Below are 12,576 nucleotides of genomic sequence, written 5' to 3'. Positions count from 1 at the left end.
TATCATCGCCTACAAATCTACCATGGTTGCATAAAGTGGCATGTCAGATGCCTTTCCACCCAACACAACAAACCCGCCGCTTAGCAGCCACGCATGCGCCTTTATGTTTTTGTGGTCATCCCGCTCTATCCCAATTCTCACGATTGAACGGTAGTTGTGTCTGGCCATCAAATACTGCCCGGCCAGAGCCTGTGTCAGGCACGTTGCACCGGGCACATAATTGGAGCACGCACCGACCCCCCATGCGACCATGCTTGACGACTTTTGATCGCCGTCTTCAGTGACATGAATTGCCGATATCTTCCGCATGATGAAAGAAGCTGACTTCAGTGACAGAGCAAGACGAATGACGCACAACACAATAATGCAATGGGCGAGGAAGATTTTCTCTGAAATACTTAGGCGAAAAAATCGCATTACCTTTGTCATGATGGAGACAACAAATTGTACTTCTTAAATTCTGACAGAATTTTTTCTACGTCTGCACGACATACTTCTTTCTGAATCTGAAATTTTTCCTCTATATACTTATAAATATCGTCCCTTGATGAAGGCTTTTGTATAAAATCCCAGATGTCTGCGCCAACAGAATTGAGGCTATAATAGACATTACTTTTCAAATGAAGCAGCGCTATGCCTTCGCCAAACTCGCAAGCGACAACTTCCGAGGACGCTTTTAGACGTTGGGATATTGGGTCACGATCTTCTGTCATGGGTGAAGAACCATTCATTGCTGACACACCTGACAATTTCCGCCCAACCCGGCAATTGCCCACGAATTTTGTCGCCTGACAAAACACGAACAGGCTGGTCATACAAACCAACTCTGCCCCAAAGCTGCCCAGCAATGTGCCGCGCAGCCTTTCTTTGAACGTCCGCCTTCTTAAGAGAAGGTCAGATCGCCAAATGTCGTTCCAACCGGAAACGCAGCATCAAGTGCCGATCCGGTAGAAGCACCCTGGGTTATCTGTTCGATTGAACCGTGAACCGTGAGACACGGCGCCTCGTATTTCGGGCTCAAACTTTTCGAAGCTGTTTTCATCAAAATCTCCCTTTACTCCACGTCGGAACTTTACGGTTTTTGGTCGTGCAGAACCATCCCGCACTCGCTGAGTAAGACCAGCGTCATATTGCATGTCAAGAAAAAATGACCGAATACTTATCACATTAAATTAAAAATTCCACAGACCTCTAATTTCATTGATTTTTCTCTATACCGCTTAAATTTTCATCATGTTTACTTATGCAGAAAAATTCCTGTTATATTATGCCTATTTTTTATGCATTTTTGAATATTGCCTAAATTGTGTTCTCATTGCCCGATTATTTTTATTGAATGATTACAGGCATTTATATTTTTCCGCTGATCCCGCATTTCAATTCAGAACAATATTCAGTCACAATTTTGATCGTTTTTCGCAGTAAAAACGTCATCAAATGATGTTTGACGAGCGCTGAATTTTGATATTTACTTTAAGAGGGAGGCAACGGCTACCAAGACTGATAGCGAAAGCAACAGGGCTTGTTTATGATACAGATTGCCGAACCCCCTACCCAATTCGGTCCACTCGCAAACGTTACAGACACTTTCCATACGGTCGCAAATTCCCTCGGCAAATATGTATTTGCGGGAATGACGGACCCTCAGGATCGGCTGCATGACATTACGAGACATGATGCATTTCAGAAATTTCTGCGCACCAACAAGGTCGCAAATTTCTTGGGATCTTCGCGTGAACATAGACGTTCGGACGATCAGAAATTCGATCTATGGTTGAATATCTATCGCAAACGGACAGCACTTCTGAATGCGGCCTGTCTTGCCCATATCTCGAAAATTTCGAATGCGCTGGTGAAGGCTGATGTTGAGTTCATTGTCTTCAAGGGCGTAATTCAGCAGAAAATCCTCTATGGCAGCTATTTTGTAAAACCCGCCGGTGATGTTGATTTGCTCGTACACGGCAATGACTTTAAGCGGGCCAGAGACGTGCTGGGAACGGCCGGGTTTGCCGTGGTCGACAGAACGGATTCAAGTTGGTGGGTCAATTTTCTAGGCGAGCAACATTTTGAGCCCCACCTGCCAGGGTCCCCGGCAATTGATCTTCACTACAGGATTCAGCAACCCGGTTCACCGCAACCAACTGATACCGGTGAATTTATAAAGCGGAAACAGTTTGTCGATGTTGCCGGGATCAAGGTGCCGTTCATGCACCCGGATGACTTTTTGCTTATGTCGTCGATCAGCATTGCCAAAGCGATGTTCAATCGTGAGCCGTGCGGAGGCCATATTGCTGATGTCCATGCGAGCCTTTGTAATTTGCGGACACAGGATATCACGGCCATACAGGCTTTCAGCAAGCAGCAGGGTTTGTCAGCCATTCTCTCGCTCGGCCTTCGTTCTGCAAAAGCTGTCCTGAATGTTGATCATCCAATGACAAAAACGCCCGAACCAGAAATCCTGGCTTCGGTCAGTGATGCATCTCTTAAAAACCTTCTGCTTCTGCCCGAAAAAAACGCGTCAAACTGGCCCAAGCGCCGACAGGTGTTGTGGGAACTCTGCGAACGCTCTCCGGCCAGATTCGCCAGTGAATCTTTATGGGCGATATCGGCAGATGTCAGCCGTCGCATCACTCAGGAAAAACGCACAGCAAAACCACGACAGTCGGCTGAGGTTCAGAATATGGCAAACTCCCATGGGCATGAAAACCCAGTCGAAACCCTGGCTGAGGGCCAGCAGCATAGTCGCAATGCAAAATCTGTTTGCGTGATAATTGCTGCCTTCAATGCTGAAGATTCAATTGCTCGGGCTGTGACCTCAGCACTCAATCAGGCGGAGGTGTCAGAAGTCATCGTTGTTGATGATGCTTCGACGGACCAAACAGTCGTCACAGCGCGGCTTGCAGAAGACGGAACCAATCGCCTGAAATTGATTGAATTGTCGCAAAATGTTGGTCCTGCCGAAGCCAGAAACATCGCCATAGACAATTCACATGCTCCACTGATTGCCGTCCTGGATGCAGATGATTTTTTCCTGAAGGATCGTTTCAAACCGCTGATTGAAGACGATGATTGGGATTTTATCGGCGATAACATCGTGTTTCTGGACGAAGAGGCGATTGGCACGTTTGAAACCACGGAATTATTGGGCAACAGCCCCAAACAAACGACGCTGAGTTTCGCTGAATTTATTGCCGGGAATATTTCCAAACGCGGCCTGATGCGCGGCGAACTGGGATTTCTCAAACCCGTCATGAAACGGGGATTTCTCCAGGCGCATGGCATCCGATACCAGCGCAATCTTCGCCTGGGTGAGGATTATGAGCTGTATTCAAGAGCGCTCCTGAAACAGGCGCGCTTCAAAATCTCACCATCTTTGGGATATGCCGCAATAATCCGTTCCAATTCACTCAGCGCAAAACATCAGACTTCGGATCTGGAAGCATTGGTGAAAGCCGACCGTTCCATGCTGGATGACCATGCTCTCTCTGCTGCCAACCGCTCAATGTTGATGCGCCACGAACGGCATATCCACAGCAAATTCGCACTTCGCGAATTTCTCGATTTGAAGAAAGACAAAACGGCGTGGCAAGCCCTGAAATTTGCCTGTTCAAACCCGTCTATTTTTCTCGCTGTGTTTAGCGGTATTGCGTTTGACAAGATTGGTAAAATTGGCCTGACAAAAAGCCAAAAACCACCGGCGAATATTTATCGAGACCAACAGGTTTTGTTTCCGGTCAATGGAATTGGAGCCAATCAATGAGGTTCACCCTCAAATCCAGTGGCGTAGCTATGCCGATATTGTGCAACGGGCTAGCGCAGGTGGCGGCGTAAGATGGTTTTCAATTACATCAAAAATCGAACCAATCCGGATCACAACGAATTTTATGTTCGGTCCAGCGCGCGGGATGCAGCAACGGATTCCAAAAGATTTGAGCATTTGGTCCACAATATTCGTAACTGCAGCAAAGCCATTCAAACAGAGCTTTCTGGGTTGCAATCCCGTTCCAGGAACGCAGCAACATCGGCAGCCTTCCTGCAGGACACAATGGATAGTGGCGATGCTCCTGAAAATTCCAACAAACGATCGGACGAACTGACAGAGACATTGCTGGCTTGTCAATCCAGGATTTTGACGCTTGCGGAGCAGCACAAAGGAATTGTTGAGCTTGAGAAACTGGCCCTGAAGATGGTCGCTGATGTCACCTCAAGTGAGGCTGCTGTGGTCAGCGAGCCGGCACCTGCGGCTCCCAATGCTTCAGGCCAAAATCCAAAGCCAATTCCGGAGAACAAGAAGGTCAAGCAGGTTCTGGCGGCCTTTTTGATTGCGTCAGTCACCGCAACTGCTCTGACAACACTTTCGTCTGAACCATCCTACGCGGACGATTTGGACAGCGGCGTATCATTTGTCGATAACTTCAACTCTCTGGATTCAATCCGCTGGTACATCTCTGACGGATGGGCCAATGGCGACCACCAAAACTGCACCTGGTCAAAGGGCGCAACCGGCATTTCAGATGACATGCTTGTGCTGCAATTCAAACAGCAGACGACCGCTGATCGAAACTATGCATGTGGCGAGGTGCAGACCTACGCACGGTTTGGATACGGCGTCTATGAAGCTCGGATAAAAACCGGCAGTGGCTCTGGCCTCAATGCTGCATTTTTCACCTATATCGGACCAGTGCATAAAAAACCCCACGATGAGATCGATTTTGAATTCCTCCTGAAGGACACAAGCAAAGTTCAACTCAACTATTATGTGGGTGGCAGTGGTGGCAATGAAGCCTTCATCCCCCTTGAAGACACGTCGGACAGTGGCTTCAATAATTACGCATTTGTCTGGGAACCAGGGCAGATGCATTGGTATGTCAACGGCAATCTGGTTCACCAGACCAGTGACACAGATGTGCTGCCGAGCAATCTTCAGAAGATTTATTTCAGCCTGTGGGGATCAGACACATTTGTCGATTGGATGGGGCCCTTCTCAGCGCCGGATGAGCCGGTTTTGATGTTCGTTGATCGGGTCGCTTTCACCGGCTTTGATGAACCTTGTCAGTTCGACGGATCCGTCGCCTGCAACTTTGAACCAGCGGGAAACTGATATGCGCCCGCAGGACCTCGGCGAACCCGACAGGACTGGTAGGGCGCCGCCCCACTTTCTGTATCTTGTGCACGACCTTGCTGACCCGGCTGTTCGCAGACGCCTCATGATGTTCCAGGCTGGCGGTGCAGACGTTGCAATAGCCGGGTTCAGGAGATCACAGGAACCTGCGGCACTTATCGAAGATGTTGCCCCCATTGAGCTCGGGCAGACCGAGAATGGCAATTTCATGCAGCGCGCTGTTGCCGTTGCGAGATCCACATTGTCCATCCGCAGCAAGTTTGGGCATCTGGCGAAACCTGAGGTGATCATTGCTAGAAACCTTGAGATGCTGGTGGTCGCTGTTCGGCTGAAGTCATTTTTTGGTTCGCCGGAGATCAAGATTGCCTATGAGTGCCTTGATATCCATCGTCTGATGTTGCGCAAGGACCGGACTGGCAGCGCCTTAAGAGGGCTGGAAAAGCGGCTGCTCAGACATGTCTCGATCATCATCACGAGTTCACCGGCGTTTGTGCGGAACTATTTCAGGCCCCTCGCCGACATCACTCAGCCAATAGAAATCGTTGAAAACAAGCACCTTGAACTGGTCAATAGTTCTGCAACAGATGGAGATGATGCAGGCGCGCGCGCGCACTCCCCCTGGAAAATCGGGTGGTTTGGAGCGCTCAGATGTAAACGCTCTTTGGAAGTGCTTTCGGAATTTACGCAGGAGCAACGGGGACGCTTCCAAATTGTCTTGCGCGGCATTCCTTCGCTGGATGTCTTCCCGGATTTTCATGGCTTCGTCAAAGCCCAGCCCTACATGTCTTTCGAGGGGCGTTACAAAAACCCCGAAGACTTATCGGCCATATATGAGGACGTTCACTTTTCCTGGGTGATCGATCTGTTTGAGGCAGGCCAAAACTCCGCGTGGCTTTTGCCAAACCGGCTGTATGAGGGATGTCGTTTCGCAGCAGTTCCGATTGCCGTAAAGAACACCGAAACCGCAGAATTCCTGTCCTCCAGGCTCATCGGCATTGCGATGGAGGATCTGTCCGTCTCTGAGCTCATGAGGGTCTTGAGCACGCTTACCAGCGAGCAATATTACGCGCACCGAAACGCGGTGACAGCGCTTCCCAAAAAACTGTGGGTCTACGACCTGAAAGATTGTGAAGCGCTGGTTTCAAAAATTGCCGGCTCGGTTGTAACCAGCCAGTCCAGCGCCCGAGAAATTCCCGCCTCAGTTTCCCTGGAGAGAACCTAGTATGGCGAGTTCAAATCGATACACCGCCCTGATCATCATTCCCTGTCTGAATGAAGAGGCTCACATTGGTTCCCTGCTGGCTCAGCTGGCAGTCAAAACCGACCCTGAAAAATTCAAGATCATTGTCGCCGATGGCGGCAGCCAGGACAGAACAAGAAAAATTGTCGAGAAATTCAGTTCCGAACATCCAAACATTGTCCTGTTTGACAACCCTTACAAGATCCAAAGCTGGGCCGTGAATCTGTGTGTCAGCGAGTTTGGTGACGAGGCGGATTATCTCATTCGGATCGACGCACACTGCGAATACCCGGATGATTATTGCGCGCAATTGATTCAGGAAGCCAAAGCAACCAATGCTGATTCCGTTGCCGTTTCAATGGATACTGTCGGGCTCAGGACTTTTCAGAAATCCAACGCTGCGGCGCAAAATTCAAAACTTGGCAATGGCGGTGCCAAACACCGATCAATCGTGTCAGGTCAATGGGTTGATCATGGTCATCATGCCCTGATGACCATTTCGGCATTTTGTGATGTTGGCGGCTACGATGTCGCCTTTAAGGCCAATGAAGATGCCGAACTGGACTACCGCTTGTCCGCTGCCGGATACCGGATTTGGCTCACCAGCAAAACCAGATGCACATATTACCCGCGTCAGACAGTAACCAGCCTGTTCCGGCAATATCAGAATTATGGGTTCGGCAGGGCCCAGAACCTGATCAAACACTGTGTGGTTCCCAAAGCCAGGCAAATGCTTCCGGTTACCATTCTGCCAATCGTCCTGCTGTCGACCTTGGCGGTCTTTCATTGGGCCGCCATTATCCCGCTCATGGTATGGATGGCTGTCTGTCTCTCTTACGGGTTTTATCTGGCGTATCAACACCGCGATTGGTCAATCTCACTGGCCGGTCTCTCAGCCATGACCATGCATCTGGCCTGGTCGATCGGATTCTGGCGACAGATGGTTGTCGCCGCAACGAAACCGGGCGATTGAGCTTATGAGGCATCCGAGCGAACCAATTTCAATCGATATTTGTGTGTGCACGTTTCAACGCACTGAACTCATTCACACTCTGGAATCTCTCAACAGATTGGAGATGATAGAGGGCCATGAGGTTCGGATCATTGTTGTCGACAATGATTGGAAGCCTACCGCAAAAGCGCTGGTTGATGATTTCGCAACTAGATCCAAACACCCGATTACCTATCTGCACGGTCCTGCGGGCAATATTTCCATTGCCAGAAACAAATGTCTGGAAGCCAGCTCAGCCAGGCTTATCGCCTTTGTCGATGATGATGAGATCGTGACGGAAAACTGGTTGAAAAGTCTGACAGAGGAAATGCGGAATTCCGGCGCTGACGTGGTTTTAGGACCGGTCATTGCCAGCTATCTGGATGCTGCGCCGAAATGGCTCAGAGTTGGCGATTTTCATTCCACCTACCCTGTTTGGGTCAAGGGACAGATCAGGACAGGCTATACCTGCAATGTTTTGATGAATATGACCGCACCCAGTCTTTCGGGAAGGCGGTTCAACCTGTTGCGTGGTCAAACCGGCGGCGAGGACACTGAATTCTTCAAAAAAATGTTCGAGAGCGGTGGCCAGTTTTCCTATAGCGAAGACGCAGTCGTCACCGAAACCGTCCCTGAAAAGCGCGCCACATTCGACTGGCTGATGAGGAGACGGTTTCGCGCGGGTCAAACCCACGGCAAACTCCTTGCAGAACCCCTTGGTGCAGCCGCAAAGATGTTCGAAACCGCCCGTGCGCTTTCAAAAGTCATCTATAGCGCTTTTTGCAGTTGCCTGCACATCACCAGTCGCACACGGCGAAACACAGCGCTTTTGCGCGGTGGTCTGCATATTGGAACGATCAGCGGCATACTTGGTTTCAATGAGTTAGAGCAATACGGCATGCCCGCGCGCACAGGGGTCAGCAATGAGCCCACCTGATGTCTCGGTTATAATTCCCAGCTTCAATTCAGCAGAAAGCCTGGGCGCCGCTATAAAAAGCGCGACGCGGCAGACTGGCGTTTCCGTGGAAGTGATTGTTGTCGATGATTGTTCGCAGGACAATTCAGCAGCCATCGCGAACAGTTTCCCGGATCACACCGTCAAACTCTTCCAGCATACTGAAAACCGCGGACCGGGCGCTGCACGAAACACAGCCATTAAAAACGCGACTGGCACATGGCTGGCAATGCTGGACTCAGATGACACTTTGGCAAGCGACCGCCTTTACAACATGATCGGCCTTGCCAGCACGAATGGCGCGCAGATTGTGGTGGATAATCTGAACATCAATCACGGCGATGATCGCAGCATCTCCCGCATGTTTCCTCCGGAAAATTGGGCGCAATTAAGCAGCATCAGTTTGGCAGATTACATTCTGGGCAACACTCTCTTCGCCAGCACATTCAATCTGGGTTATCTGAAGCCGGTTATCCGACGCGATTTCATCGTCGATCATTCTCTGTCTTATGATGAAATGCTGCGCATTGGCGAAGATTATCTGTTTGCAGCGACGGCCCTTTCCATGGGTGTCAAATGCAGCGTTCATCCAATCGCCGGTTATAACTACCATGTTCGAGACGGGTCCATTTCACGGGTTCTGAAACTTCATCACCTGCATGACATGAAAACAGCCGACACAGTGTTCCAGCAACAGGCTGTCTTGAATGGTGCTGAAATGCACGCCCTCAAGAAGCGCTCCAAAAGCATAGACGAGGCTATCAGCTTTTTGGAGTTGATTGAGCACCTTAAGTCACGCTCTCCCGTCAAGGCGTTGAGAGCCGTGTTGAGCGACCCTATGGCTGCACGGCATTTGCGCATGCCAATTGCAGCGCGATGGCAGCGCTGGGTGGCAAACTGAATCACATGAATCTGAACCGTAACTTTTGAGGAAATATGGACAAGATGCAGAAAGTACGAAAAGTAGTTGTTCCAGTTGCTGGACTTGGAACCCGGATGCTTCCGGCAACAAAATCCATCCCGAAGGAGATGCTGACGATCGTCGACAGGCCTGTCATTCAGTATTGCATTGACGAGGCCATTGAGGCCGGGATCGAACATATTGTCTTTGTTACCGGGCGAAATAAATCGGCCATTGAGGACTACTTTGATCAGGCACCTGAACTCTACTCTTCACTGCAGAACGGCCAAAAAGCAGACAGCCTTGCCATGCTCGATGACATTCTGCCAGATGCCGGTATGGTGAGTTTCACACGCCAGCAATCACCAAAGGGGCTTGGCCACGCCATTTGGTGTGCACGCAACCTGATCGGTCACGAACCTTTCGCAATCATGCTTCCAGATATGGTCTCCTTCGGTGATACCGGCTGCATGGCAGAGGCCATCGAGCTGTACAATCAGACCGGTGAGAATGTGATTTCTGTCGAAGAATGTCATCCCAGTGAAACCGGCAGCTACGGTATTGTCTCGCCCGGCACGACATTTGGCAAAGGGTTCTCGATCAACGGAATGGTTGAAAAACCAAAGCCCGAAGATGCCCTGTCCAACTATTTCATCAATGGCCGTTACATCCTTCAACCCGAAATATTTGAGATACTTGAAACGCAGAAGCAAGGTGCTGGCGGTGAAATACAACTCACCGATGCGATGCTGAGTCTGATGAAGACAGACAATTTCTATGCTCAGCCCTTCACTGGCCGAATGTTCGATTGCGGACGACGAGAAGGCTTCGTTGAGGCCAATGTGGCCTTCGCGTTGAAGCGCGCCGACTACGCCAGCGCTTCAAAATCCAAAATCAGCAAAATGTCAGAATACACTGGCCTTCGATAATTTCGGCCGTCTGAACCAGAAACGATCATCATGAACACTTTTGAATACCCGATCAGAAACCTTGCTGAACATCAGCCGTTTTCCGACGAAAAACAAAGCGAGTTCATTGACCTGAATCGTTTGATTGCGATGGCCAGACGGCAGTTTTTGCTCGTGACAGGCTTTGTGATCGTGTGGTTCGTATTGGGGCTGGCGATTTTGGCAACAACGCCGCCCCAATATACCGCAGTCGCAAAAGTTCTGATTGATGATCGCTTGAGTCAAATCGTTGAAGAAGCGTCTCCAGCACCTCAACGTGTCAGAAATGATGCGGCCCTGCTGAGCGAAATCGAGGTAATCCGTTCCGCTCGAATTGCTGACGCTGTTGGCCGGGCTCTCAATCTGCAAGAAAATCAGGTGTTCCTGAGCCCGCCATCTTCAATGCTCGGGCAGATAATTGGCACAATTAGAGGCTCTATCCGCTCACTGCTCCCGGGCACGTCAACGTCCGGTGAGAACAGTTCCGACGCAAGTGATGCTGAACTTGCGGTGGCAAGGAATGCTGCCCTGAAAGAATACGTCCGAGCCATTCTCCAGAGTAATGTCAGGGTTGAGCGCGCCGGGAGAAGTTATGTAATTTCAATTGCCTTCAGGTCCCATGACAGCCAATTGGCCGCCGAGATTACAAATGCTTACGCTGAGGCCTATATAGCCGATCAACTTGAGGCCAATTTTGACGCGACACAGCAAGCAACCGAGTGGATGCAAACCCGACTCCAGGAACTTCAGGTAAGCTCCCAGTTGGCCTCGCAGCAGACGGAAGATTTTCGGTCCCGCAATGGCCTTTCATCCACACGCGGACTGCTGATAACCGAACAACAATTGTCTGAACTGAACTCACAACTAGCTTTGGCCAGAGCCGAGACTGCCAGAGCCGAAGCACGGTTCCAACAGTTCAGACAGGTGCTTGATACAGACACGCAAGGGCTTTCCAGTTTTTCTCTGATTTCTTCAGAGGAATATGGCAATGCCGCTCTGGTCGAATTGAAAACCAGACTGGATGCCATTGATCAGCGGGAACAGGAAATCCGGTTGAATTTCGGTGAGGACCATCCACAGGCCGTATTGCTGCAAGCTGAGCAGAGAGAGATTGTCCGGCAGATAACAACTGAACTCAACAATCTGTCAGCCAGCCTCAGGAGCGAATTTGAAATTTCCAAAGCTAGAGAAGATGCGCTTGAGGAAAGCGTATCTTTGGCCACTGGCCGAAACAGTGAGGCGTCTCAGGCGCAAATTGCCCTGCGTGGATTGGAGCAAAGATCAGAAGCGGTAAACAGCCTCTATCAAACGTTTTTGTCCCGTTATGAAGAGGTGTCGCAGCAACAGTCTTTCCCAGTATCAGCGGTCAGAATTATTTCCGAGGCTACGGTACCACGCGCCAAGAGCAGCCCCAGAACCATACCGACTTTGGGCCTGATGATTGTGCTTGGGGGATTGATTGGCGGCATGATTGGTATTTTCCGCGAGTACAATGAACGCTTCTTCCGCACAGGCAGCGAAGTGAGAGATGTCCTGAAGCTCAAATTTCTAGGCTATGCACCAAAAATCGACGGCAAAACTGCCAGTCTTGCCAAAGATCATGGCCGGAGAAATATGAAAGCGGAACTCGCGGACCTTCGTGTTACGCCAACCACCAGACTTGAGAAATCCAGGATGCTGGCCGCTCTTGCAAATCCGACATCCATGTTCACAGAAACCTTGCGCAATGCCCGCATTGCAGCCGATGTGGTGTTGCAGGCGAAACAGCACAAAGTGATCGGTTTTGTGTCGATCCTGCCCGGTGAGGGAAAGTCGACAATTGCGGCAAACTTCGCGGCCCTTCTGGCCTCCAATGATTCCAGAGTTCTCATCATTGATGGAGATATCCGCAATCCCGGCCTTAGCCGGGCCATGTTGTCGGAACCCACCGATGGATTGTTGAAAGCGGTGATTGAAAACAAAACCTGGCGGGATGTCGCAAAGATCATTGAGGGCACCAACTTATGTTTTGTGGGCAACAATCTAAGCGGACAATTTTCACATACGAGCGAATTGCTCTCCTCGGAGGGGATGCAGCAATTTGTTGCTGAAGCCAAAGAGACGTTTGACTACATCATTCTCGATCTGCCGCCGATAGGACCTGTGGTTGATGCCAAAGCCGTGTCGCAGATAGTCGACGCTTACATCATGGTTACCGAGTGGGGAAAGACCCCTCGCCTGTTGGTTGCGTCACAGCTGAATGCCGAGGCTGCGATTTCGGACAAGCTGTTGGGTGTGATCCTCAATAAGGTCGACCTCAAATCCCTGCCCAAATACAGCACCGACGGCACGTCTGAAAAATTTCTCAAGGAATATAATCAGTATTACGGCACCGGAGCGCAAACTGTTTGATAAGGACGTGATGTTCCAACTCGCAGCCT

The 12,576-nt window shown here is 50.2% G+C and carries 11 protein-coding genes; 8 read left to right on the top strand and 3 right to left on the bottom strand.

Annotation, left to right across the window (positions count from 1 at the left end):
• Positions 1-9: 9 nt before the first annotated feature.
• The 3 genes from RAL91_RS12635 to RAL91_RS12625 form a co-directional block, all read right to left on the bottom strand.
• Positions 10-417 (bottom strand): lasso peptide biosynthesis B2 protein, encoded by a 408-nt coding sequence (locus RAL91_RS12635; protein ID WP_306256558.1) that lies wholly within the window; start codon positions 415-417, stop codon positions 10-12.
• Between the two features lie 8 nt (positions 418-425).
• On the bottom strand, positions 426-815 hold the full coding sequence (locus RAL91_RS12630) for a PqqD family protein (RefSeq protein WP_306256557.1): 390 nt from the start codon (positions 813-815) through the stop codon (positions 426-428).
• A gap of 68 nt (positions 816-883) precedes the next feature.
• Positions 884-1,042, bottom strand: coding sequence for a putative RiPP precursor (locus RAL91_RS12625; RefSeq protein ID WP_306256556.1), 159 nt, complete (start codon positions 1,040-1,042; stop codon positions 884-886).
• A gap of 486 nt (positions 1,043-1,528) precedes the next feature.
• On the opposite strand from RAL91_RS12625, the gene RAL91_RS12620 reads away from it, so the two are divergent.
• The 8 genes from RAL91_RS12620 (at position 1,529) to RAL91_RS12585 (ending at position 12,547) form a co-directional block, all read left to right on the top strand.
• Entirely contained in the window at positions 1,529-3,760 is a 2,232-nt protein-coding gene (locus RAL91_RS12620) for a glycosyltransferase (RefSeq protein ID WP_306256555.1), read from the top strand.
• A 285-nt stretch (positions 3,761-4,045) separates the two neighbouring features.
• Positions 4,046-5,101, top strand: a complete 1,056-nt coding sequence (locus tag RAL91_RS12615) for a family 16 glycosylhydrolase (protein WP_306256554.1) — start codon at positions 4,046-4,048, stop codon at positions 5,099-5,101.
• A 1-nt stretch (position 5,102) separates the two neighbouring features.
• Positions 5,103-6,344 carry a glycosyl transferase family 1 gene (locus tag RAL91_RS12610; protein WP_306256553.1) on the top strand — a complete coding sequence of 414 codons (1,242 nt, stop codon included), beginning with the start codon at positions 5,103-5,105 and terminating at the stop codon, positions 6,342-6,344.
• Position 6,345: 1 nt separating this feature from the next.
• A complete protein-coding gene (locus tag RAL91_RS12605) occupies positions 6,346-7,335 on the top strand; it encodes a glycosyltransferase family 2 protein (RefSeq protein WP_306256552.1) in 990 nt (329 codons plus the stop codon).
• Positions 7,336-7,339: 4 nt separating this feature from the next.
• Positions 7,340-8,290, top strand: coding sequence for a glycosyltransferase family 2 protein (locus RAL91_RS12600; RefSeq protein WP_306256551.1), 951 nt, complete (start codon positions 7,340-7,342; stop codon positions 8,288-8,290).
• A complete protein-coding gene (locus RAL91_RS12595; protein ID WP_306256550.1) occupies positions 8,277-9,209 on the top strand; it encodes a glycosyltransferase family 2 protein in 933 nt (310 codons plus the stop codon). Before RAL91_RS12600 ends, RAL91_RS12595 begins: the two co-directional genes overlap by 14 nt.
• Positions 9,210-9,253: 44 nt before the next feature.
• On the top strand, positions 9,254-10,138 hold the full coding sequence (gene galU, locus RAL91_RS12590) for a UTP--glucose-1-phosphate uridylyltransferase GalU (protein WP_306256549.1): 885 nt from the start codon (positions 9,254-9,256) through the stop codon (positions 10,136-10,138).
• A gap of 30 nt (positions 10,139-10,168) precedes the next feature.
• A complete protein-coding gene (locus RAL91_RS12585; RefSeq protein ID WP_306256548.1) occupies positions 10,169-12,547 on the top strand; it encodes a polysaccharide biosynthesis tyrosine autokinase in 2,379 nt (792 codons plus the stop codon).
• Positions 12,548-12,576 lie beyond the last annotated feature (29 nt).

The organism is Pararhizobium sp. IMCC21322 (assembly GCF_030758295.1).
In the GTDB taxonomy this organism is placed as follows: domain Bacteria; phylum Pseudomonadota; class Alphaproteobacteria; order Rhizobiales.
This window is presented reverse-complemented; position numbering and strand designations above follow the sequence as displayed.

Coding starts and splice junctions, on each gene's coding strand:
- RAL91_RS12625 (WP_306256556.1), bottom strand. CDS start 1,042: ATGAAAACAGCTTCGAAAAGTTTGAGCCCGAAATACGAGGCGCCGTGT.
- RAL91_RS12605 (WP_306256552.1), top strand. CDS start 6,346: ATGGCGAGTTCAAATCGATACACCGCCCTGATCATCATTCCCTGTCTG.
- RAL91_RS12615 (WP_306256554.1), top strand. CDS start 4,046: ATGGATAGTGGCGATGCTCCTGAAAATTCCAACAAACGATCGGACGAA.
- RAL91_RS12630 (WP_306256557.1), bottom strand. CDS start 815: ATGACCAGCCTGTTCGTGTTTTGTCAGGCGACAAAATTCGTGGGCAAT.
- RAL91_RS12620 (WP_306256555.1), top strand. CDS start 1,529: ATGATACAGATTGCCGAACCCCCTACCCAATTCGGTCCACTCGCAAAC.
- RAL91_RS12635 (WP_306256558.1), bottom strand. CDS start 417: ATGCGATTTTTTCGCCTAAGTATTTCAGAGAAAATCTTCCTCGCCCAT.
- RAL91_RS12595 (WP_306256550.1), top strand. CDS start 8,277: ATGAGCCCACCTGATGTCTCGGTTATAATTCCCAGCTTCAATTCAGCA.
- galU (WP_306256549.1), top strand. CDS start 9,254: ATGCAGAAAGTACGAAAAGTAGTTGTTCCAGTTGCTGGACTTGGAACC.
- RAL91_RS12600 (WP_306256551.1), top strand. CDS start 7,340: ATGAGGCATCCGAGCGAACCAATTTCAATCGATATTTGTGTGTGCACG.
- RAL91_RS12610 (WP_306256553.1), top strand. CDS start 5,103: ATGCGCCCGCAGGACCTCGGCGAACCCGACAGGACTGGTAGGGCGCCG.
- RAL91_RS12585 (WP_306256548.1), top strand. CDS start 10,169: ATGAACACTTTTGAATACCCGATCAGAAACCTTGCTGAACATCAGCCG.